This window comes from Solirubrobacter phytolaccae (assembly GCF_027587195.1).
GTDB classification, from domain to species: Bacteria; Actinomycetota; Thermoleophilia; order Solirubrobacterales; family Solirubrobacteraceae; genus Solirubrobacter; species Solirubrobacter phytolaccae.
In genome coordinates, this window is record NZ_JAPDDP010000062.1 from 1 (window position 1) to 20,336 (window position 20,336).

The 20,336-nt window shown below is 68.4% G+C and carries 21 protein-coding genes; 2 read left to right on the top strand and 19 right to left on the bottom strand.

Annotated features, from left to right (window positions below):
* Positions 1 to 598 (top strand): glycosyltransferase (locus tag OJ997_RS26125; RefSeq protein WP_270028235.1); only part of this gene is annotated, 598 nt, incomplete at its 5' end.
* Here OJ997_RS26125 and OJ997_RS26130 read toward each other — a convergent pair.
* The gene (locus OJ997_RS26130; protein WP_270028289.1) at positions 570 to 1,256 is read right to left on the bottom strand and encodes a PIG-L deacetylase family protein; all 687 of its coding nucleotides are present in this window, start codon (positions 1,254 to 1,256) and stop codon (positions 570 to 572) included. The genes OJ997_RS26125 and OJ997_RS26130 overlap by 29 nt on opposite strands.
* Before the next feature lie 53 nt (positions 1,257 to 1,309).
* On the opposite strand from OJ997_RS26130, the gene pseB reads away from it, so the two are divergent.
* Positions 1,310 to 2,338 carry a UDP-N-acetylglucosamine 4,6-dehydratase (inverting) gene (gene pseB, locus OJ997_RS26135; RefSeq protein ID WP_270028236.1) on the top strand — a complete coding sequence of 343 codons (1,029 nt, stop codon included), beginning with the start codon at positions 1,310 to 1,312 and terminating at the stop codon, positions 2,336 to 2,338.
* Here pseB and pseC read toward each other — a convergent pair.
* The 18 genes from pseC to flhB all read right to left on the bottom strand — a co-directional run bounded on the left by pseC (position 2,335) and on the right by flhB (position 20,326).
* Positions 2,335 to 3,453 (bottom strand): UDP-4-amino-4,6-dideoxy-N-acetyl-beta-L-altrosamine transaminase, encoded by a 1,119-nt coding sequence (pseC, locus tag OJ997_RS26140; RefSeq protein WP_270028237.1) that lies wholly within the window; start codon positions 3,451 to 3,453, stop codon positions 2,335 to 2,337. The two genes, pseB and pseC, sit on opposite strands and share 4 nt — an antisense overlap.
* A 211-nt stretch (positions 3,454 to 3,664) precedes the next feature.
* Complete coding sequence (locus OJ997_RS26145; RefSeq protein WP_270028238.1) at positions 3,665 to 4,726, bottom strand: glycosyltransferase; 1,062 nt, start codon at positions 4,724 to 4,726, stop codon at positions 3,665 to 3,667.
* Positions 4,723 to 5,502 (bottom strand): glycosyltransferase family 2 protein, encoded by a 780-nt coding sequence (locus OJ997_RS26150; protein WP_270028239.1) that lies wholly within the window; start codon positions 5,500 to 5,502, stop codon positions 4,723 to 4,725. Before OJ997_RS26150 ends, OJ997_RS26145 begins: the two co-directional genes overlap by 4 nt.
* 106 nt (positions 5,503 to 5,608) lie before the next feature.
* Positions 5,609 to 6,469: a flagellin N-terminal helical domain-containing protein gene (locus OJ997_RS26155; protein WP_270028240.1), complete on the bottom strand. Its 861-nt coding sequence runs from the start codon at positions 6,467 to 6,469 to the stop codon at positions 5,609 to 5,611.
* A 129-nt stretch (positions 6,470 to 6,598) separates the two neighbouring features.
* Entirely contained in the window at positions 6,599 to 7,450 is an 852-nt protein-coding gene (locus tag OJ997_RS26160; protein ID WP_270028241.1) for a flagellin N-terminal helical domain-containing protein, read from the bottom strand.
* Between the two features lie 119 nt (positions 7,451 to 7,569).
* Entirely contained in the window at positions 7,570 to 8,430 is an 861-nt protein-coding gene (locus OJ997_RS26165) for a flagellin N-terminal helical domain-containing protein (protein WP_270028242.1), read from the bottom strand.
* 131 nt (positions 8,431 to 8,561) lie between these two features.
* Complete coding sequence (locus OJ997_RS26170) at positions 8,562 to 9,401, bottom strand: flagellin N-terminal helical domain-containing protein (RefSeq protein WP_270028243.1); 840 nt, start codon at positions 9,399 to 9,401, stop codon at positions 8,562 to 8,564.
* Between the two features lie 124 nt (positions 9,402 to 9,525).
* On the bottom strand, positions 9,526 to 10,386 hold the full coding sequence (locus OJ997_RS26175) for a flagellin N-terminal helical domain-containing protein (protein WP_270028244.1): 861 nt from the start codon (positions 10,384 to 10,386) through the stop codon (positions 9,526 to 9,528).
* Positions 10,387 to 10,511: 125 nt separating this feature from the next.
* Complete coding sequence (locus OJ997_RS26180; protein ID WP_270028245.1) at positions 10,512 to 11,348, bottom strand: flagellin N-terminal helical domain-containing protein; 837 nt, start codon at positions 11,346 to 11,348, stop codon at positions 10,512 to 10,514.
* A 214-nt stretch (positions 11,349 to 11,562) separates the two neighbouring features.
* Positions 11,563 to 12,417 carry a flagellin N-terminal helical domain-containing protein gene (locus OJ997_RS26185; RefSeq protein ID WP_270028246.1) on the bottom strand — a complete coding sequence of 285 codons (855 nt, stop codon included), beginning with the start codon at positions 12,415 to 12,417 and terminating at the stop codon, positions 11,563 to 11,565.
* A 163-nt stretch (positions 12,418 to 12,580) separates the two neighbouring features.
* Positions 12,581 to 13,435 carry a flagellin N-terminal helical domain-containing protein gene (locus OJ997_RS26190; RefSeq protein WP_270028247.1) on the bottom strand — a complete coding sequence of 285 codons (855 nt, stop codon included), beginning with the start codon at positions 13,433 to 13,435 and terminating at the stop codon, positions 12,581 to 12,583.
* 125 nt (positions 13,436 to 13,560) lie between these two features.
* Positions 13,561 to 14,415: a flagellin N-terminal helical domain-containing protein gene (locus tag OJ997_RS26195; protein WP_270028248.1), complete on the bottom strand. Its 855-nt coding sequence runs from the start codon at positions 14,413 to 14,415 to the stop codon at positions 13,561 to 13,563.
* A 59-nt stretch (positions 14,416 to 14,474) separates the two neighbouring features.
* Positions 14,475 to 14,675 (bottom strand): hypothetical protein, encoded by a 201-nt coding sequence (locus OJ997_RS26200; protein ID WP_270028249.1) that lies wholly within the window; start codon positions 14,673 to 14,675, stop codon positions 14,475 to 14,477.
* The gene (locus OJ997_RS26205; protein ID WP_270028250.1) at positions 14,675 to 15,046 is read right to left on the bottom strand and encodes a hypothetical protein; all 372 of its coding nucleotides are present in this window, start codon (positions 15,044 to 15,046) and stop codon (positions 14,675 to 14,677) included. The genes OJ997_RS26200 and OJ997_RS26205 overlap by 1 nt, the downstream gene beginning before the upstream one ends.
* On the bottom strand, positions 15,043 to 15,654 hold the full coding sequence (locus OJ997_RS26210; protein ID WP_270028251.1) for a flagellar brake protein: 612 nt from the start codon (positions 15,652 to 15,654) through the stop codon (positions 15,043 to 15,045). The genes OJ997_RS26205 and OJ997_RS26210 overlap by 4 nt, the downstream gene beginning before the upstream one ends.
* Positions 15,655 to 15,665: 11 nt before the next feature.
* Positions 15,666 to 17,123: a hypothetical protein gene (locus tag OJ997_RS26215; protein ID WP_270028252.1), complete on the bottom strand. Its 1,458-nt coding sequence runs from the start codon at positions 17,121 to 17,123 to the stop codon at positions 15,666 to 15,668.
* Positions 17,124 to 17,159: 36 nt separating this feature from the next.
* The gene (gene flhA / locus OJ997_RS26220; RefSeq protein WP_270028253.1) at positions 17,160 to 19,265 is read right to left on the bottom strand and encodes a flagellar biosynthesis protein FlhA; all 2,106 of its coding nucleotides are present in this window, start codon (positions 19,263 to 19,265) and stop codon (positions 17,160 to 17,162) included.
* Positions 19,262 to 20,326, bottom strand: coding sequence for a flagellar biosynthesis protein FlhB (flhB, locus tag OJ997_RS26225; protein WP_270028254.1), 1,065 nt, complete (start codon positions 20,324 to 20,326; stop codon positions 19,262 to 19,264). The genes flhA and flhB overlap by 4 nt, the downstream gene beginning before the upstream one ends.
* Between the last annotated feature and the right edge of the window lie 10 nt (positions 20,327 to 20,336).

Here is a 20,336-nt window from a genome sequence, read left to right on the forward strand (position 1 = left end):
CGCGGGGGCGGCGGCGGGGGCGGCCGGCACGGGCCCGGCGGGCGGCGGCCCCACGTGGCTCTCGGGCCTCGCCTACGCGTGCCTCCGGCGCGGGTTCTGGGACGTCCCGCCCCATGCCGGCGGCGCCGGCACGCTCGTGACGATGGGCGCCGGGCCAGAAGGGGACGCACTCGGCGAGGCCGTGCTCGCGCGCCTCGCTGCGCCCGTGACGGTCGTGCGCGGCGCGGCCTCCGACCTCGCCGCACCCGCCCACGCGACCGTCCTCACCGCGCTGCCCTCGCTGCAGGACGTGCTGCTCGCGGCCGACGTGGTGATCGCCACCGCCGGCCAGACCTCGCTGGAGGCCGCCGCGTGCGGCACGCCCGCCGTGCTGCTCGCGCTCGACGCATTCCAGGCCGAGCAGGCGCGGCGCCTGGCCGAAGCCGGGGCGGCGCTCCTCGCCGACTCGGCCGAGGACGCCGTCCGCCTCGCGACCGCGCTGCTCGAAGCTCCCGAGCAGCGCGCAAAGCTCACGGCCGCGGGCCGGGCGACGATCGACGGACGCGGCGCCCGGCGCGTGGCGGAAGCGCTCAGCCGGCTACGCGGCGCAGCAGCATGAACGGCTCGGCCGCTTCCAGCCCGACCGTCATGCCCCACTTGCGCGCGGAGACGCGGATGCCCTCAAGTGACCGCGGGTGCGGCCACTCGCGCAGCTCGTGCTCGTAGGCCGCCATCGCGGCCACCTTGCGCTCCAGCCCGGGGGAGGCGTCCTCGAACCAGTTCGGCCGGAACGGCGCGGCGTTCGGCGACGGGTTCCACTCGGTCGAGGACAGCGTCTCGAAGCCCAGCAGCGTCACGGGCCGCTCGCCGGGCAGCGGCCGGAAGGCGGTCATCACGGCCTCGGCGACCACCAGGTGGTCCTGGTTCATGTCGCCGGCGTGATGGCAGAAGACGATGTCGGGATCGACCTCGGCCTTGACCGCCTCGACGAGGTGGATCACGTCCAGCAGCGCCACCGTGCCGAAGCGGTTGTCCGGCAGCTCGCGCTGGTGCATGGTCACGCCCAGGATCTCGCCGGCCTTCTCCAGCTGGCCACGCAGCTCGGCGACCTCGTCGTCCGGCCGGTCGTCGCCCTCGAAGCGCGCGCCCACACCTTCGCCCAGCACGAGCGCGTGCACGTCCACGCCCTGGTCGGAAAGCGAGGCCATCGTGGCCCCGGCTCCGAGCACTTCATCATCGGGATGTGCGGCCACGCAGAGCGCGCGCGCATAGGTCATTCGGCCCACGGCGCTGAGCCTAGACGGTTCGTGATCCCTACACTCCGCCGCCGATGGATCTCACCGGGAAGACCTTGTTGATAACCGGCGGGACGGGGTCATTCGGGACGCAGTTCATCCGCACCGTCCTTGCCAATCACGACGTGGCGTCGATCCGCGTCTTCAGCCGTGACGAGCTCAAGCAGTACGAGCTCAACCAGCGCCTGCGCGATCCGCGCCTGCGACTGCTGCTCGGCGACGTCCGTGACGCGGACCGCCTGCGCGTCGCCACCCGCGGGGTCGATGTGATCGTGCACGCCGCGGCGCTCAAGCAGGTCGAGTCGTGCGAGTACAACCCGTTCGAGGCCGTCCAGACCAACGTGCTCGGCGCGCAGAACGTGGCCTCGGCCGCGATCGAGAACGAAGTGCCGCTGACGATGGCCCTGAGCACCGACAAGGCCGTCAACCCGGTGAACCTCTACGGCGCGACCAAGCTCGCGGCCGAGAAGATCATCTCCCAGGCCGACGTGTACGCGCCCGACGGCCCCGCCCGCTTCGGCTCGGTCCGCTACGGCAACGTCGTCGGCAGCCGCGGCAGCGTCATCCCGGTGTTCAAGCAGCAGGCCGAGACCGGCATCCTGAGCATCACCGACGACCGCATGACCCGCTTCTGGATCACGCTCGAGCAGGCCGTGCAGTTCGTGCTCAGCTCGATGGACCTCGTGCACGGCGGCGAGACGTTCGTGCCCAAGATCCCGAGCATGCGGATCGTCGACCTGGCGCGCGCGATGGCGCCCGAGGCCGAGCACCGCATCACCGGCATCCGGCCCGGCGAGAAGCTGCACGAGGTGATGGTCACCGAGGACGAGGCGCGCGTCACGTATGACATCGGCGACCGCTACGTGATCATGCCCTCGCGCCCGACGTGGCACAGCGAGCCGCCCGAGCGCGGCGAGAAGCTCCCCGACGGGTTCCGCTACTCCTCGGACAACAACACCGACTGGCTCACCGAGGAGCAGCTGCTCGCGATGACCAAGACCGTCCGCGCACCCGGCCGCCGCGAGAGCGACCGCGGCGCGGGCGCCCCGGGCTGGGAGGCCTAAGCCCCCACGATGTCGCGGACGGCGGTGATCACCGTCGTCTGCTCGTCCTCGGTGAGGCCCGGGAAGCACGGGAGCGACAGGCAGCCCTCGTAGTACGTCTCGGCCTCCGGGCACAGCCCCGGGGCGTAGCCGTAGGTGTCCCGGTAGTACGGGTGCAGGTAGACCGGCAGGTAGTGGATCTGCGCGAGCACGCCCCGCTCGCGCAGCGCGTCGTACACGCGGCGGCGCTCGGCGACGGAGATCACGAACAGGTGGTAGGCGTGCAGGCTGTCGGCCGGCACCTCCGGCGGGAGCGCGACCACGCCGGCCAGCTCCTCCCGGTAGCGCGCCGCGATCGCGTTGCGCGCGGCCACGAAGCGCTCCGTCTTGGCCAGCTGCGAGCTCCCGAGCGCGCACTGCAGGTCGGTGATCCGGTAGTTGAAGCCGAGCAGGTGCTGCTCCATGTACCAGCCGCCCTCGTCCGGGCGCTCGAGCCGCGCCGGGTCCTTCGTCATCCCGTGCGAGCGGAAGTCCAGCAGGCGCTGGTAGAGCTTGGGGTCGCTGAGCGTGATCGCGCCGCCCTCGCCGGTGGTCACCGTCTTGACCGGGTGGAACGAGAACACGGTCATGTCCGCGTCGGCGCCGACCGGACGGCCGGCGCGGCGCCCGCCGATCGCGTGCGCGGCGTCCTCGATCACCACGACGTCCGGACCGACCGCGGCCCGGATCTCGGCGATCGGCGCGGGCAGGCCCGTGAAGCTGACCGGGATGACCGCGCGCGTGCGCTCGCTCACCACCGCCGCCACCGTCTCGGCGCTCACGTTCCAGGTCGCCGGATCGATGTCCGCGAACACCGGCGTGGCGCCCACGTAGGCCGCGCAGTTCGCGCTGGCCGCGAAGGTCAGCGCGCTCGTGACCACCTCGTCGCCCGGCCCGGCGCCCGCCGCGAAGCAGGCGGCGTGCAGCGCGGCCGTCCCGGAGGAGAAGGCCACCGCGTAGGGCGTTCCGGCGAGCTCGGCGAGCTGCGCCTCGAAGGCCGCGACGCGCGGGCCCTGCGTCAGGAAGTCGCTGCGCAGCGCCTCCAGCACCGCCGCCACGTCGTCGTCCTCGATCGTCTGCCGTCCGTAGGGGATCACGGCGGGGAAGTTAACGCAGACGGGCGGCCTCGAAAGGCCGCCCGCGCGATCCGTCCCTCGGTGGGGTATGTGTTGGGTCGCCCTCCAGCAACCCGTATGAACCGCGAACCGCGTGCGGAGGAGGGCGGGGAAGCCCTTGAGTAACTCCTGCAGCGCCATCCGTGGCTAACCGAGGTAATCGGCAGCCGTCGGAAGACCTGTAGGCGAATTTCTACGACGCGTGCGCGGGGTGGCCGGCGACCACTTCGCGGAGCACCTCGGCCCAGCTCTGGGCGGCCACCTCGATGCGCCGGTGCTCACGCACGTACTCGTGCGCGGTCGCGCCGATCCGCTCGCGGGCCTCGTGGTCGTCGATCAGCCGCAGCAGCGCCGCCTCGACCTCGTCGACCTCACGCGCGTGGACGCCGGTGACGCCGTCCTCGATGTCCGGGTACACGTCCGGATGCGCGACGAGCGGGATGCCCAGCGCGCTCGCCTCGAGCCAGCGCAGGTCGCTCTTGCCGCGGAACTGGTTGTTCTCGGCCGACGGCGCGAAGGCGATGTCGAACAGCGCCATCGACGCCGGGTAGACCTCGATGCCCGAGCTCGGGTAGCTGACCGCGCGGTCAGCGCCGAACTCCTCGGCGTACGGCGCGGCGGCCGCGTGGCCCACGGACACGAAGCGGACGTTCTCGCGCTGGCGCATGACCGAGCGGATCGCCGGCTCCCAGCGCGCCAGGGACGCCTTGTGGCCGACGCCACCCGCGAAGCCGATCGTCACGACGCCCTTGCGGTCGGGCTTGCGGTAGTCGTAGCGGTTGAGGTCGACGCCGTTGCGGCACTCCCACGTGTGCTCGCTGAAGGACCGGTAGCGGCGCGCGATGAACGACGTCGAGCAGATCATGCCGTCGACGGCGCGCATGCCCATCTCGAGGTCGCGGACGCGGTCGGCGCCGAACTTGTGCGCGAGCTCGTGCGTCTTGCTCTTGCGCGCGGCCTGGACGTAGTCGTCGATCTCGTAGAGGACCTTCACGCCCCGGTCCTGCAGCTCGCGGATGCGCTTGAGCCAGGAGCGGCCGTTCGCGTACTGGATGACGACGACCTCGTAGTCGGGCAGGTTCTCCAGCGACGGCGGCGGGTTGCCGAGGCCGCCGGTGAGGACGACGGTGTCGTCCGCCAGGGCGCCCCAGGTCGCGTACTCGGCGCCGAGGGCGATCGCCGGCAGGAAGCAGCGGTAGTAGGAGACGACGCTCGCGCCGAGGCCGAGGAAAAGGGTCTTCGGGATGTCGGTCATGACACGATCTCCGGGCTCCAGCGTTGGAAGCTCATGTTCGCGTGCTTGAGGCGCAGGCGGCCTTCGGACGGGGCGGCGGGGTCGGGCTCGCCGTCGCTGGCCTTCAGCGCGCGGGCACGCACCGTCGGCTCCAGGACGCACTGACCGCCCTCGGCCTGGATGCGCAGGCAGTAGTCGAGCGCCGCGTGCGGGCCCTCCATCAGGTTGTCGTAGCCGCCGACGCGCTCGATCCACCCGCGGCGGATGAACTGCAGCTCGGAGCTGACCGGGCACAGCAGCGGATCGGCCACGTCGAGCAGCTCCTCCGGCACGTTGCGCAGGCGCGCGGCCCAGGCACGGCGGAAGAGCGAGAAGAAGTAGCCGGCCTGGCGGATCGTGCCGCCGGCCTCGAGGATGGCGCCGCCCGCGACCGCGGCGGGTTCGCCGTCGGTGCCCGTGCGCGCCTGTAGGCGCCCGAGCCAGTTGGCGGACTCGAACAGCAGGCCCGGGGCGACGATGCAGACGTCCATGCCGTGCTCGACCGCGGCGGTCAGGCCGACGTTGACGGCGGCCGAGTGGCCCTCGCCGTCCAGCTGCATGACGTACGCGCAGTTGAGCTCGGCGGCCGCGACCTCGAGGAGCTGCGCCTGGGGCGCGGGCGAGCGGTCGTCGACGACGAGCACCATCGTCTCGGGTGCGCTCGCCTGGAGGGAGACGAGCGTCTGGAGGATCGGGTCGATGTCCTCCGCGCTCTCTGCCCGGACCGGGCAGACGATGAGGGTCGGATCGGATTCCACGTCTCCTCCATCGGTTGCCCGCAAACGGACCTTGAGAGACGCGAGATTAAATGTTGTGAGCCGACCCCCCTTGCGGAGGACCGGCTCAAAACGGCGAGCGACTGGCTTAGCGGAGCAGCGACAGAACGCCCTGGGGCGCCTGGTTGGCCTGCGCGAGCATGCTCGTGCCGGCCTGCTGGAGGATGTTCAGCTTCGTGAACTTCGTCATCTCAGCGGCCATGTCCACGTCGCGGATACGCGACTCGGACGCCGTGAGGTTCTCCTGGTAGGTCGCCAGGTTCGTCAGGCGATGCTCGAGGCGGTTCTGGACGGCACCGAGGTTGCCACGCACCTTGGAGACGTTCTCGATCATCTTGTCGACCGTGCCGATGTCGGACACGCTGCCGCCGGTGGCGGAGAGCGCCGTGACGGCCGCGGCCGCGGTACCGGCGGAGAGGCTGGTCACGTTCGACAGGCCACCGGCGGAGGCGTCACCCGTGTACGAGATCGCCGCGACGTCGATCTTCTCGCCCTGGTTGGCTCCAACCTGGAACGAGAACGAGTTGGCGCCACCGAACACGTTCTTGCCGTTGAACTTGGTGTCGCTCATGATGGTGCTGATTTCCTTGGCAATCTCGACGACCTCGGCGCCAATGGCCTCCTTGTCGTTCTGATCGAGCGTGCCGTTGTTGATCTGCACCTTCAGGTCGCGAACACGCGACAGCATGGAGTGGACCTCGGAGAGGGCACCTTCAGCGGTCTGGACGAGCGAGATGCCGTCCTGCGCGTTGCGCTGCGCCTGAGCGAGGCCGCCGATCTGGCCACGCATCTTCTCGGAGATGCCCAGGCCGGCAGCGTCGTCCGCGGCGCGGTTGATGCGGTAGCCGGAGGAGAGCTTCTCCATCGACTTCGAGGCCTGCGTCGACGTCGCCGTCAGCTGACGGTGCGTGTTGAAGGCTTCGATGTTGTTCTGGATGCGAAGGCCCATGATCTAACGCTCCTTGTTCGATCGGGTTGAAGGGCTGTACTGAGGTGACTCCATGTCGCCTCAAACAAGAAGATCGGCCCCGAAGGGCCGATCTTGAGTGCGGTGTGAGAATTGCGCCCGGCGCGCGAACTAGCGCAGGAGCGACAGGACGCCCTGGGGCGCCTGGTTGGCCTGCGCGAGCATGCTCGTGCCGGCCTGCTGCAGGATGTTCAGCTTGGTGAACTTGGTCATCTCTGCGGCCATGTCCACGTCGCGGATGCGGCTCTCGGAGGCCGTCAGGTTCTCCTGGTAGGTCGCCAGGTTCGTCAGACGGTGCTCGAGGCGGTTCTGGACCGCGCCGAGGTTGCCACGGACCTTCGAGACGTTCTCGATCGCCTTGTCGATGTCGGAGATGACGGCCAGGTCACCGGTGTCCAGCGCCGTCGAGACGGCGTCGGCGCCGGCGGCTCCGCCGAGGGCGATGACGGTCGAGATGCCACCGGCCGTCGCCGCGCCGCTGAGCGCGGTCGCCGCGATGGAGATGGTCTCGCCCTGGTTGGCGCCGACCTGGAACGAGAAGTTGTTCGAGAACACGGCCGTGCCGTTGAACTTCGTGTCGGTGGAGATCGTCTTGATCTCCTTGGCGATCTCGAAGACCTCGGCGGCGATGGCCGACTTGTCGTTCTGATCGAGGGTGCCGTTGTTGAACTGCACCTTCAGATCGCGGACGCGCTCGAGCATCGAGTGCACCTCGGAGAGGGCACCTTCCGCGGTCTGGACGAGCGAGATGCCGTCCTGGGCGTTGCGCTGCGCCTGGGCCAGACCACCGATCTGGCCGCGCATCTTCTCCGAGATGCCCAGGCCCGCGGCGTCATCGGCGGCACGGTTGATGCGGTAGCCGCTGGAGAGCTTCTCCATCGACTTCGAGGCCTGCGTCGACGTCGCCGTCAGCTGACGGTGGGTGTTGAACGCCTCGATGTTGTTCTGAATGCGAAGGCCCATGATTCAACGCTCCTTGTTGATCGGGGTATAGGGCGGATGTTCAGGCGACTCCTTGTCGCCTTAACCAACAAGATCGGCCGCGAGCGACCGATCTTGAGGTACCGCTATGCGCCAGGTTCCTAGCGGAGCAGCGACAGGACGCCCTGCGGCGCCTGGTTGGCCTGCGCGAGCATGCTCGTGCCGGCCTGCTGCAGGATGTTCAGCTTCGTGAACTTGGTCATCTCGGACGCCATGTCCACGTCACGGATCCGCGACTCGGACGCCGTCAGGTTCTCCTGGTACGTGGCCAGGTTCGCCAGACGGTGCTCGAGACGGTTCTGCACCGCGCCGTACGTGCCGCGCTGCTTGGAGACGTTCTCGATCATGTCGTCGATCGTGCCGATGTCCGACACGCTGCCGCCGGTGAGGAGCATGCCCGAGGCCGCGGCCGAAGCCGTGGCGGTGGACAGGCCCGTCAGGTTCGACAGACCGCCGGTGGACGCGTCGCCGCTGAACGCCGGCGCACCCATGGAGATCGTCTCGCCCTCGTTGGCACCGACCTGGAACTTGAACGTGCTCGACGTGCCGAACAGCGTCTTGCCGTTGAACTTCGTGTCGCTGAGGATGGTGCTGATCTCCTTGGCGATCTCGACAACCTCGGCACCGATGGCCTGCTGGTCGTTGTTGTCGAGGGTGCCGTTGTTGATCTGCACCTTCAGGTCACGAACGCGCTCGAGCATCGAGTGCACCTCGGCGAGGGCACCTTCCGCCGTCTGAACGAGCGAGATCGCATCCTGCGCGTTGCGCTGCGCCTGGCCGAGGCCGCCGATCTGGCCACGCATCTTCTCAGAGATGCCCAGGCCGGCAGCGTCGTCCGCGGCACGGTTGATGCGGTAGCCGGAGGAGAGCTTCTCCATCGACTTGGAAGCCTGCGACGACGTCGCCGTCAGCTGACGGTGCGTGTTGAAAGCTTCGATGTTGTTCTGGATACGAAGGCCCATGATCTAACGCTCCTTGTTTGATCGTTGGTGGTGAGGGCTTGCCGAGGTGACTCCATGTCGCCTCATGCAGAAAGATCGGCCCCAATGGGGCCGATCTTTAGTACTGCTCAGTGATTTTCTGACCCAGCCCCTTAGCGGAGCAGCGACAGGACGCCCTGCGGCGCCTGGTTGGCCTGCGCGAGCATGCTCGTGCCGGCCTGCTGCAGGATGTTCAGCTTCGTGAACTTGGTCATCTCTGCGGCCATGTCCACGTCGCGGATCCGCGACTCGGACGCCGTCAGGTTCTCCTGGTACGTGGCCAGGTTCGTCAGACGGTGCTCCATGCGGTTCTGGACCGCGCCGTAGTTGCCGCGGACCTTGGAGACGTTCTCGATCATGTCGTCGAGCGCGTCGATCTTCGACATCGCGCCCGAAGAGAACGCCGCCACGGCGCCGGCCGTCGTACCCACCGCGGCCAGAGCCGTGAGGTCGGAGACGACGCCGAACGACGCCGCCGCCAGGTCGATGGTCTCGCCCTGGTTGGCGCCGACCTGGAACTTGAACGTGTCCGTGGTCTTGAACAGCGTCTTGCCGTTGAACTTGGTGTCGTCGAGGATGTTCTTGACTTCCTTGGCGATCTCGAGAACCTCGGCGCCGATGGCGTCCTGGTCGTTGGCGTCCAGGGTGCCGTTGTTGAACTGCACCTTCAGGTCGCGAACGCGCTCGAGCATCGAGTGCACCTCGGAGAGGGCACCTTCCGCCGTCTGGACGAGCGAGATGCCGTCCTGCGCGTTGCGCTGCGCCTGAGCCAGACCACCGATCTGCCCGCGCATCTTCTCGGAGATGCCCAGGCCGGCAGCGTCGTCAGCCGCACGGTTGATGCGATAGCCGCTGGAGAGCTTCTCCATCGACTTCGAAGCCTGCGACGACGTCGCCGTCAGCTGACGGTGCGTGTTGAAGGCTTCAATGTTGTTCTGGATGCGAAGGCCCATGATCTAACGCTCCTTGTTGATCGGGTTGAAGGGCTGTACTCAGGCGACTCCATGTCGCCTTAACCCAAAAGATCGGCCGCGAACGGCCGATCTTGAGGAACTGCTCGGTCTGTGGGCTGACCGCTTAGCGGAGCAGCGACAGGACGCCCTGGGGCGCCTGGTTGGCCTGGGCCAGCATCGAGGTGCCGGCCTGCTGCAGGATGTTCAGCTTCGTGAACTTCGTCATCTCGGACGCCATGTCGACGTCGCGGATGCGGCTCTCGGAGGCCGTCAGGTTCTCCTGGTAGGTCGCCAGGTTGGCCAGGCGGTGCTCGAGGCGGTTCTGGACCGCGCCGTACGTGCCGCGCTGCTTGGACACGTTCTCGATCATCTTGTCGAGATCGGAGATCACGGACATGTTGTTCGTGGCGAGCGCCGACACGGCGTCGCTGACGGTCATCGCGGCGCCGGCGAGCTGCGTCAGGTTCGAGAGGCCGCCGGTGCTCGAGTCGTTGCCGAGGCTGGCCGCGGCGATGTCGATGGTCTCGCCCTGGTTGGCGCCGACCTGGAACTTGAACGTGTCGCCGGTGCCGAACAGCGTCTTGCCGTTGAACTTGGTGTCGTCGAGGATGTCCTTGACCTCCTTGGCGATCTCCAGGACCTCGGCGCCGATCGCGGACTTGTCGTTCGCGTCGAGCGTGCCGTTGTTGAACTGGACCTTCAGGTCACGGACGCGCTCGAGCATCGAGTGCACCTCGGAGAGGGCGCCTTCAGCGGTCTGGACGAGCGAGATGCCGTCCTGCGCGTTGCGCTGAGCCTGAGCGAGGCCGCCGATCTGGCCACGCATCTTCTCGGAGATCCCGAGGCCCGCGGCGTCGTCGGCCGCGCGATTGATGCGGTAGCCGCTGGAGAGCTTCTCCATCGACTTCGAAGCGGCATTGCCGGTCGCCGTGAGCTGGCGATGCGTGTTGAACGCCTCGATGTTGTTCTGAATGCGAAGGCCCATGATTCAACGCTCCTTGTTGATCGGGGGGTTGGGCGTATGCAGGCGACTCCTTGTCGCCTCGAACACGAAGATCGGCCCCGAAGGACCGATCTTGAGCGGTACGGGTCGTATGTCAGGTATGCGACTCAGCTCAGGAGCGAGAGCACACCCTGCGGGGCGACGTTGGCCTGGGACAGCATCGAGGTGCCGGCCTGCTGCAGGATCGCCAGCTTCGTGAACCGGGTCATCTCCTGCGCCATGTCCACGTCGCGGATCCGGCTCTCCGACGCCGTCAGGTTCTCCTGATAGGTCGCCAGGTTCGTCAAGCGGTGCTCCATGCGGTTCTGGAGCGCGCCGTAGGTCCCGCGCAGCTTGGACAGGTTCTCGATCATCGCGTCGACCGTCGAGATCGCCTGCAGGCCCGCCGTGCTCAGCGCGGTGGCGACATCGCTCACGGCGCTGACGGCGAGCCCCGTGAGGTCGGAGATCACGCCGAACGACGCGGCGCCCATCGAGATCGTCTCGCCCTGGTTGGCGCCGACCTGGAACGAGAACGTGTCGGAGGCCCCGAAGACGCCCTTCCCGTTGAACTTCGTGTCGTCGAAGATGTCCTTGATCTCCTTGGAGATCTCCAGGACCTCGGCCGAGATCGCCGTCTTGTCGTTGGCGTCCAGGGTGCCGTTGTTGTACTGCACCTTCAGGTCACGGACGCGCTCGAGCATCGAGTGCACCTCCGCGAGCGCGCCTTCCGCCGTCTGGACCAGCGAGATGCCGTCCTGCGCGTTGCGCTGCGCCTGGGCGAGGCCACCGATCTGGCCACGCATCTTCTCGGAGATCCCGAGGCCGGCAGCGTCATCGGCCGCGCGGTTGATGCGGTAGCCACTCGACAGCTTCTCCATGGCGCGCGAGGCCATGTTCGACGTCGCCGTCAGCTGACGGTGCGCGTTGAAGGCTTCGATGTTGTTCTGGATGCGAAGGCCCATGATCTACTCCTTGTTGATCGGGTGGTTGGGCACGTCCAGACGACTCCGTGTCGTCCTCGGGGACCGCGTCGGCGTAGAACGAATCGATCTTAAGCGATTACTTCCGTTTCGGCTGAGTGGGTTAATCGAAAAGTGGTCCAAGAACGACAAAGGCCGGCCCCGAGGGGCCGGCCTTGACGAAGCTCCGAGCTCGGGTCGCGGGCCCGGCGAGGCTTTAGCTCCTCAGCAGCGAGAGCACGCCCTGCGGGGCCTGGTTGGCCTGGGCGAGCATGCTCGTGCCGGCCTGCTGGAGGATGTTCAGCTTCGTGAACTTGGTCATCTCCTGCGCCATGTCCACGTCGCGGATCCGCGACTCGGAGGCGGTGAGGTTCTCCTGGTAGGTGGCCAGGTTCGTCAGGCGATGCTCGAGGCGGTTCTGGACCGCGCCGAGGTTGCCACGGATCTTGGAGACGTTCTCGATCGCCTTGTCGAGGTCGCCGAGATCGGACAGGTCGCCGGACGACAGCGCGGCGACGACGCTGCTGACGCCGCTGGCGGCGAGGCCGGTGAGGTCGGACAGGCCACCGGCGTCGATGCCGCCGCTGAGGCCGGTCGGGCTGGTCGTGACCGTCTCGCCCTGGTTCGCGCCGACCTGGAACGTGAAGCCGGTCGCGCCGAACAGCGACTTGCCGTTGAACTTGGTCTCGCTGATGATCGAGTTGACTTCCTTGGCGATCTCGAAGACCTCGGCGGCGATGGCCTCCTGGCCGCCGGTGTCGAGGGTGCCGTTGTTGAACTGCACCTTCAGGTCGCGGACGCGCTCGAGCATCGAGTGCACCTCGGCCAGCGAGCCTTCCGCGGTCTGGACGAGCGAGATGCCGTCCTGCGCGTTGCGCTGCGCCTGGGCGAGGCCGCCGATCTGGCCGCGCATCTTCTCGGAGATGCCGAGCCCCGCGGCGTCGTCCGCGGCGCGGTTGATGCGATAACCGGAGGAGAGCTTCTCCATCGACTTCGAGGCCTGCGCCGACGTCGCCGAGAGCTGGCGATGCGTGTTGAAGGCTTCGATGTTGTTCTGGATGCGCAGGCCCATGGCCAGGGATACTCCTTGTGAGGGACTGGACGACTCCATGTCGTCCCGGACGGATACGACATCTGTCGGCCGCCTCGCAGAGGAGCTTTAGCCTGCGTGAGATTCGAGGGAACGCGAGCCGGCCCCCTGGTCCGCGAGCGAACCAGAGGGCCGAAAGGCGGGCTTAGCGCAGGAGGCTGAGGACGCCCTGCGGGGCCTGATTGGCCTGGGCCAGCATGCTCGTGCCGGCCTGCTGCAGGATGTTCAGCTTCGTGAACTTGGTCATCTCGGCCGCCATGTCCACGTCGCGGATCCGCGACTCGGAGGCGGTGAGGTTCTCCTGGTACGTGGCCAGGTTGGCCAGGCGATGCTCGAGACGGTTCTGAACGGCGCCGTACTGGCCGCGCTGCTCGGACACGTTCTTGATCATCGTGTCGACGTGGTCGACGTCCGACAGACCGCCGGACGACAACGAGGTGACCGCCTGCGTGGCCGTGGAGGCCGAGAGGCTCGTGATCCAGCCGAGGCCGTCGGACATGGTCGCGCTGTTGAAGGACGCGGCGGCCAGGTCGATCGTCTCGCCCTGGTTGGCGCCGACCTGGAACTTGAACGTGTCGGAGGCGCCGAACAGCGTCTTGCCGTTGAACTTGGTGTCGTCAAGGATCGTGCGGATCTCCTTGGCGATCTCCACGACCTCGGCGCCGATGGCCTCCTGGTCGTTCGTGTCCAGGGTCCCGTTGTTGTACTGCACCTTCAGGTCACGGACGCGCTGGAGCATCGAGTGCACCTCGCCGAGCGCGCCTTCCGCGGTCTGGACGAGCGAGATGCCGTCCTGGGCGTTGCGCTGCGCCTGGGCCAGACCACCGATCTGGCCACGCATCTTCTCCGAGATGCCCAGGCCCGCGGCGTCGTCCGCAGCGCGGTTGATGCGGTAGCCGCTGGAAAGCTTCTCCATCGACTTCGAGGCCTGCGTCGACGTCGCCGTCAGCTGACGGTGCGTGTTGAACGCCTCGATGTTGTTCTGGATACGAAGGCCCATGAGTCAACACTCCTTGTTGATCGGGGGAAATTGGGCTATGTCAGCGACTCCTTGTCGCCTTAACCCGAAAGATCGGCCACGAAGGGCCGACCTTTAGGGACCTGCTCGATGTTTGGTGAGACGGCTTAGCGCAGGAGGCTGAGGACGCCCTGCGGGGCCTGGTTGGCCTGGGCCAGCATCGAGGTGCCGGCCTGCTGCAGGATGTTCAGCTTCGTGAACTTGGTCATCTCCGCCGCCATGTCCACGTCACGGATCCGCGACTCGGAGGCGGTGAGGTTCTCCTGGTACGTGGCCAGGTTGGCCAGGCGATGCTCGAGGCGGTTCTGCACCGCGCCGTACGTGCCACGGACCTGGGACACGTTCTTGATCATCTGGTCGATGTCGTCGATGTCCGAGAGACCCTGGTCGTTGAACGCCGAGACCGCGCCGGCGGCCGTCGAGGCCGAGAGGGCGGTCAGCTTGCCGAGGCCGTCCGAGAGGACCGTGCCGTCGAGCTTGGTCGCGGCGATGTCGATCGTCTCGCCCTGGTTGGCGCCGACCTGGAACTTGAACGTGTCGGAGGCGCCGAACAGCGTCTTGCCGTTGAACTTGGTGTCGTCAAGGATGTCGCGGACTTCCTTGGCGATCTCCACGACCTCGGCGCCGATGGCTTCCTTGTCGTTGTTGTCGAGCGTGCCGTTGTTGAACTGGACCTTCAGGTCACGAACACGCGACAGCATGGAGTGGACCTCGGCGAGGGCACCTTCCGCCGTCTGGACGAGCGAGATGCCGTCCTGCGCGTTGCGCTGAGCCTGAGCCAGGCCGCCGATCTGGCCGCGCATCTTCTCCGAGATGCCAAGGCCGGCGGCGTCGTCAGCAGCGCGGTTGATGCGGTAGCCGCTGGAGAGCTTCTCCATCGACTTCGAGGCCAGCGACGACGTCGCCGTCAGCTGGCGATGCGTGTTGAACGCCTCGATGTTGTTCTGAATGCGAAGGCCCATGATTCAACGCTCCTTGTTGATCGGGGTGTAGGGCGAGGTGCGGGCGACTCCATGTCGCCTTATGCCGTGTAGTCGACGCCTCCGCGTGGTTCTTGAGCTGACGGCCGCTTCGGCGGCCGCTTGGCGTTCTCCTCGCGCTTCTCCTCCCGCCGGCGGCGGGCCTCCTCGCGCTCGCCGGGCGTGAGCAGGCGCAGCTGGTCGACCCGCTCGATGCGGGACGTACCCGGCTCACCCGGGACGATGCGGTAGATCGGCTCCATCAGGACGCCGCTTCCTGCTCGGCGCGCTCGGCGGCCATCTTCTCGAGGCGCTCGCGCTGCAGGCGCACCTGCTCGAGGCGGTGCTCCTCGACCTGCTTGAGCTCGTTGAGCACGATGTGGCGCCAGGCGATGATCGCGCAGCGCCAGACGACGACGTTGACCACGATGCCGGCCACCAGCGCGCGCCAGACGGCGTCGAACGGGTCCTGGTCGCCGACCAGGTTCAGCACGAGCACGAGCATGAACGACAGGAACGCCGCCCGGGTGCGGGCACGGCGGATGCCGGCCTTCGCCCGCGGGTGCTGGGAGAGCGTGACGAGCGCCTCGGGCTTGCCCTTCTTGCCCTTCTTCTTTTCCTTCTTGTCGCTCATCGATCTCGTGAGGCGCGCAGCGCCTGAACCTCTTTGTCGCGGATGTAACGCATGAGCCGATCCTCGTCGGCGCGCGCGATCCCGTCCATGCGGATGCCCTTCTGCTCCGGGTCGTTCCCCGCGCGCACGACGCGGCCGAGCGCGCGCAGCGGCGGCCCGTCGGGGAGCTGGAGCTCGACGCGCACGTCGATGCCGAGGGGCAGATCCCACTTGTCCTGGATCTGAATGCCGGAGCCGGAGACGTCGACCGTGTGCGTGTCGCCGCCGACGGGCTCGTCCACACCGCGCACGGTCACGTCGAGGAACGCGTCGATGCGCACGAACTCGCGCCGCTGGATGCGCTCCACCTCACCCGTGAGGGCGATCGTCAGCGAGCCGTTGCGCTCCGCGTTCAGCTTGCCCGGGAAGCGGAAGATGCCGCGGCCGGAGGTGGCCTCCACGGCCCAGTCGTGCCCGATCGTGCGGGTGATCCGCTCGTCCTTGACCGCCAGCGCGACGATCACGCTCGCCTCGGATGCCTCCTCCACCGTGCCGGGGAGCATCCCGACGTGCAGGTGGCGGACGATCACGTACTGGCCCACGATCAGCTTGGAGACGGGAGCGGTCACAGCGGTCATTATCAGGGAAGCAGCTGGGCGGCCAACGCGCCGGGATCGGCGGGGGCCGCGCCCTCGCGCGAGCAGACGTAGGACAGCGGACGGCCGGCGGCCAGCGCGAGCTCGAGCGGCGCGCCCGGGCGCGACGTCTCGTCGGCGTGCGTGAGCGCGACGTGGCTCGGGACGAGCGGCGCGAGCGCGGCGGCGACCTCCCCGGCGGCGGCCGAGCTGATCGTCGCGGGCAGCGCCATGTGGACCTCGGCGCCGAGCGCCTTCAGGTCGGCCGCGAGCGCCTTGACGTCCGCTGGCTTGGTGCTCGGCCCGGTCGCGGGCGTGTCGATCAGCGTGATCAGCGGCTCGCGGGCGCCGAGGCGCTCCGTGGCCTGATCCGCGTTCGCGGCGGCGATCACGCCCACGCCGAGCGGCTGCAGGCGGTTCGACAGGCTGCCGTTGCCGCGCAGCTCGATCACGGCGACGTCGGCACCGGCGGCGGCGTAGACCGCGGCGAGGTGCGCGACCGCGGACGACTTGCCCGAGCCGCCGCCACCGACGATCGCGATCGTGCGCGGGCCGGGGCCGAGCGCGGACGTGGTCGGGATCCGGCGCGCGAACGCGGCGCGGACGAGGCGCTTCATGTTCCGCGGCGCGGAGAACGGGAGTCCGTGGACGACGGCCTCGGCCACGACGTCGGCAGCGAGCGCGTGGCTGATGCCGGCGGCGATCAGGCGGTCCTCGGCGGCGTCGGCCGACGGCGGGCGCGGCACGCCGGACGGGCGTGCGGCCGGCACGGGCGCGGGCGGGATCTCCAGCGCGGCGGGCGCGGGTTCCTCGGGCTCGGGCTCGGGAGTCGCGGCGACGGGCGCGGGCTCCTCGACGACGGGCGGCGGCGCGACCGGCTCGGCGGCCACGGGCGGCGGGGGCGGCGCGACGGGCTCCGGCACCGGCTCCTCGGAGGTCGGCTGCGGCGAGGCGAACTCGATCGCGGACGCGTTCGGCTGCGGGCCATAGAGGCCGGCGCCCGACGCGGGCTCGGCGGGTGGCTCGGGCTCGGCGGCGCGCTCGCGCATCCGCCGCGGCGGCTCGGCGGGCTCAGGATCGGGCGCGGGCGCCGGCTGCGCGGTGAAGGACGCCGAGAACGTGTCCTGCTCCATGCGCGAGTCGCGCGCGGCCGCGGCGAGCGCGTCGGCGAACGGCGTGGCCTGCTCGAACAGCGCCTGCACGGCGGGCGAGGACAGGCCTTCCGCGGTCGCGCGGTCGGAGCGGATCTCGAGCGGGCGCTCGTCGGCGTGCGGAGCCCGCGCGTCGACCTCGACGAAGGGGCGCTGGAAAAAGCCTCCGGCCTTCTTGTCGCGACCCTCGCGACGGCGCAGGACGATCGCGTCCGGGCCGAGCTCGGCACGGATTTGCGGCAGCAGCTCTTCCAGGCTGCGCCCGCGGAACGTCTTGACGTCGTCGGCTGTGTGGCTCGTCGAGGCTTCCATTCGTGTTCAGCGCCCTTTCACCTGAGAAGGTCCTTCTTACGCGGCAACCGCCTGCTGCTGCAGGGCCGCGCTGATCACACCAGTCGTCTCTACACCGATACCCGGAGCGATCTCGTTGTACGAGCAGACCGACATCTGCGGCAGGCGCTGCTCGCACAGCATCCGCAGGTGGCGGCGCACGCGCGCCGAGCACAGCAGCACCGGGCGCCCGCCGGCGGCGATCGCCAGCTCCGCCTGCTCGGCCGCGGAGTCCACGACCATCGCCGCGAGGTTCGGGTCCATGGCGAGGAACTCGCCGTCGGCCGTCTGCACGAGCGCCTCGGCCATCTGCTGCTCGAGCGTCGGGTCCAGCGCGATCACGTGCAGCGTGCCCTCGCTGTCGAGGAACGGCGCCGTGATCGTCCGGCCGAGCGCCTGACGGGCGTACTCGGCGAGCATCGCCGGGTCGCGGGTGAGGCGGGCCTTGTCGCCGATCGCCTCGAGCACCGAGCCCAGGTCGCGGATCGAGACGTTCTCGCGCAGCAGCGACTGCAGCACGCGCTGGACCTCGCCGAGCGACAGCACGTCCGGCACGACCTCGGTGACGACGGCCTCGTTGAACTCCTTGAGCTGGTCGAGCAGCTGACGCGTCTCCTGACGGGAGAGCAGCTCGGAGGCGTGTGCGCGGATCATCTCGGTGAGGTGGGTGACGACGACGGACTCGGCGTCGACCACGGTCCAGCCCAGGGCCTCCGCCTCGGCGCGGCCCGACTCCGGAATCCAGACCGCCGGGAGGCCGAACGCGGGCTCCGTGGTCGGGATGCCGGGAAGCTGACCCATGGCGTCGCCCGGGTTCATGGCCATATGGTGCCCGGCCATCACGCCACCGCGCGCAACTTCCGTGCCACGGACCCGCATGACGTACTCGTGCGAGTCCAGGCCGACGTCGTCGCGGATGCGGACGGGCGGGATGACCATGCCGAGCTCGGAGGCGATCTGGCGGCGGATCGTGCCGACGCGGGCGAGCAGCGTGCCGCCGGCCTGCGCGTCGACCATCGGCACCAGGCCGAAGCCGATCGCGAGCTCGAGCGGGTCGAGCGCGAGGGCGTCGAGCGCGGCGTCGCGCGGCGCGGGCAGCTGCGCCTGGGCGGCGCTGGTCGCGGTCGCGGCGTCATGCCGGTCGATCTCGACCTGCTCACGCGAGGTGGGCTTGTTGCGCAGTGACCAGCCGACGGCGAAGAACAGGGCGCCGATGACCAGGAACGGAAGCTTCGGGAGGCCCGGGACGAGGCCGAAGAGCATGACCATCACGCCGGCGACGAGCGGCGCCTTGCGCTGGTCGAGGATCTGCGTGGAGACCGTGGTGCCGAGGTCAGCATCCGCACCCGAGGAGCGCGTGACCAGGATGCCGGTGGCGACCGAGATCAGCAGCGCGGGGATCTGGGCGCAGAGGCCGTCGCCGATCGACATCAGCGAGAAGTGGTGGCCGGCCTCGGCGAACGGCATGCCCATCTGGACGACGCCGATGATGATGCCGCCGAGCAGGTTGATGCCGGTGATGAGGATGCCGGCCATCGCGTCGCCCTTGACGAACTTGGACGCACCGTCCATCGCGCCGTAGAAGTCGGCTTCCTGGGAGACCTCCGCGCGGCGCTTGCGTGCCTCCTCGTCGGTGATCTGGCCCGTGTTGAGGTCGGCGTCGATCGCCATCTGCTTGCCCGGCATCGAGTCGAGCGTGAAGCGGGCGCCGACTTCGGCGACGCGGCCGGCGCCGTTGGTGATCACGACGAACTGGATCACGATCAGGATCAGGAAGATCACGAGGCCGACGACGATGTTGCCGCCGACGACGAAGTTGCCGAACGCCTCGACCACGTGGCCCGCGTCGCCTTCGAGCAGGATCAGACGCGTCACGGACACGTTGATCGCGAGGCGGAAGAGCGTCGTGAGCAGCAGGATCGTCGGGAACGACGAGAAGTCCAGCGCGCGCGGCACGTACATCGTGGCCACGACGATCATCAGCGCCGCCGAGATGTTCAGCGTGATGAAGAAGTCGATCAGCAGCGGCGGCAGCGGGATGATCAGCATCGCGACGATCAGCACGATGCCGAACGCGGCGACGAGGTCGGCCTTCTTGCCGATCTTGGACAGGGCGTTGTTCATGCAGCACTCCGGAGGCCGGCGACGCGGTAGACGTAGGCAAGAAGCTGTGCCACGGCGTGGAACAGGTCTTCGGGGATCTGACGCCCGATGTCGACGTTGGCGTACAGCGTGCGCGCCAGCGGCGGGTCGGGGACGATCATGACGCCGGCGTCCTTGGCGGCTTCACGGATCTTCGCTGCGAGGTTGTCGACGCCCTTGGCGACGACGATGGGTGCCGAGCTGCCGCTCTCGTACTTGAGCGCGACGGCGTAGTGGGAGGGATTCGTGACGATCACGTCTGCGGAGGGAACGGCTTCCATCATGCGGCTGCGGGACATTTCCATTGCCCGTCGCCGCTGCTGAGATTTGATTTCGGCAGGAAGCTCCTGTTGCTTGAATTCCTGCTTGATCTCCTCCTTGTCCATCTTCAGCGACTTCTCGTGCTTGTGCTTCTGCCAGAAGTAGTCGAGGGCCGCGATGGCGAGGTAGGCCATCAGCGCGCGGGTGGCGATCGTCATCACCAGGTGGGCGATCTCGGGGATGATGTCCTGCGGCGGCGTGCCCACCAGCGCGGCGAACTCGTCGAGCTTCGGGAACACCGCGAGCGCGGCGATGGCACCGACCGCGACCGTCTTGGCGACGTTCTTGAGCGTCTCCACCGCGAAGTGCTGCGGGTTGAAGAGGTTCTTGAAGCCTGAGGCGGGGTTGAGCTTCTTGAACTCGGGCTTCATCGCGCCCGGCATCGGCTTGAGGCCGACCTGCGAGGCCGAAGCGATGAAGCCGGCGAGGAAGCAGATCGCCATGATCGGCAGCGCGGCGAGCATCACGTGCTGGCCGACCATCATGAACAGCGTGCCGATGCCCTTCTGGTCGACGACCTCGGGCGTCTTCATCAGGTCGATGACCTGGACCATGGCCAGCTTGCACTGCTGCATGATCTTCGGGGCGAACGCGTTCAGCGCCAGGATCGCGGCGAGCAGGATGGCCGCGCCGTTGATGTCCTGCGAGCGCGCGATCTGGCCCTTCTTACGGGCGTCCTCGCGCTTCTTGGGTGTTGCCTTCTCGGTCTTGTCGTTGGCCATGGCGCGGGTT

Bases quoted from the DNA above. Each gene is read 5' to 3' on its own strand.
- OJ997_RS26130 (WP_270028289.1), bottom strand. From the start codon at position 1,256: ATGACCTATGCGCGCGCGCTCTGCGTGGCCGCACATCCCGATGATGAA.
- pseB (WP_270028236.1), top strand. From the start codon at position 1,310: ATGGATCTCACCGGGAAGACCTTGTTGATAACCGGCGGGACGGGGTCA.
- OJ997_RS26145 (WP_270028238.1), bottom strand. From the start codon at position 4,726: ATGACCGACATCCCGAAGACCCTTTTCCTCGGCCTCGGCGCGAGCGTC.
- OJ997_RS26155 (WP_270028240.1), bottom strand. From the start codon at position 6,469: ATGGGCCTTCGCATCCAGAACAACATCGAAGCCTTCAACACGCACCGT.
- OJ997_RS26160 (WP_270028241.1), bottom strand. From the start codon at position 7,450: ATGGGCCTTCGCATTCAGAACAACATCGAGGCGTTCAACACCCACCGT.
- OJ997_RS26165 (WP_270028242.1), bottom strand. From the start codon at position 8,430: ATGGGCCTTCGTATCCAGAACAACATCGAAGCTTTCAACACGCACCGT.
- OJ997_RS26170 (WP_270028243.1), bottom strand. From the start codon at position 9,401: ATGGGCCTTCGCATCCAGAACAACATTGAAGCCTTCAACACGCACCGT.
- OJ997_RS26175 (WP_270028244.1), bottom strand. From the start codon at position 10,386: ATGGGCCTTCGCATTCAGAACAACATCGAGGCGTTCAACACGCATCGC.
- OJ997_RS26180 (WP_270028245.1), bottom strand. From the start codon at position 11,348: ATGGGCCTTCGCATCCAGAACAACATCGAAGCCTTCAACGCGCACCGT.
- OJ997_RS26185 (WP_270028246.1), bottom strand. From the start codon at position 12,417: ATGGGCCTGCGCATCCAGAACAACATCGAAGCCTTCAACACGCATCGC.
- OJ997_RS26190 (WP_270028247.1), bottom strand. From the start codon at position 13,435: ATGGGCCTTCGTATCCAGAACAACATCGAGGCGTTCAACACGCACCGT.
- OJ997_RS26195 (WP_270028248.1), bottom strand. From the start codon at position 14,415: ATGGGCCTTCGCATTCAGAACAACATCGAGGCGTTCAACACGCATCGC.
- OJ997_RS26200 (WP_270028249.1), bottom strand. From the start codon at position 14,675: ATGGAGCCGATCTACCGCATCGTCCCGGGTGAGCCGGGTACGTCCCGC.
- OJ997_RS26205 (WP_270028250.1), bottom strand. From the start codon at position 15,046: ATGAGCGACAAGAAGGAAAAGAAGAAGGGCAAGAAGGGCAAGCCCGAG.
- OJ997_RS26215 (WP_270028252.1), bottom strand. From the start codon at position 17,123: ATGGAAGCCTCGACGAGCCACACAGCCGACGACGTCAAGACGTTCCGC.
- flhA (WP_270028253.1), bottom strand. From the start codon at position 19,265: ATGAACAACGCCCTGTCCAAGATCGGCAAGAAGGCCGACCTCGTCGCC.
- flhB (WP_270028254.1), bottom strand. From the start codon at position 20,326: ATGGCCAACGACAAGACCGAGAAGGCAACACCCAAGAAGCGCGAGGAC.